Raw genomic sequence first — 305 nt, 5'->3', positions numbered from 1 at the left:
ATGCTAGCGAATCAATTTTTAAATTGAGCTGAACAGTCTAAGACTGTTTCAAACACTTTATATGAGAGTTTGATCCTGGCTCAGGACGAACGCTGGCGGCGTGCCTAATACATGCAAGTCGAACGCTTTTTCTTTCACCGGAGCTTGCTCCACCGAAAGAAAAGGAGTGGCGAACGGGTGAGTAACACGTGGGTAACCTGCCCTCAAGCGGGGGATAACACTTGGAAACAGGTGCTAATACCGCATAATAGTCGAAACCGCATGGTTTCGATTTGAAAGGCGCTTTTGCGTCACTTGAGGATGGA

The 305-nt window shown here is 47.2% G+C and carries 1 rRNA gene; it reads left to right on the top strand.

The annotated features are described in order from the left end of the window. Positions 1–57: 57 nt before the first annotated feature. Positions 58–305: ribosomal RNA gene (locus NRIC_RS18975) — 16S ribosomal RNA — on the top strand; the annotation flags it as partial.

The sequence above is a fragment of the Enterococcus florum genome (assembly GCF_004309355.1).
Taxonomy (GTDB): domain Bacteria; phylum Bacillota; class Bacilli; order Lactobacillales; family Enterococcaceae; genus Enterococcus_A; species Enterococcus_A florum.
This window is presented reverse-complemented; position numbering and strand designations above follow the sequence as displayed.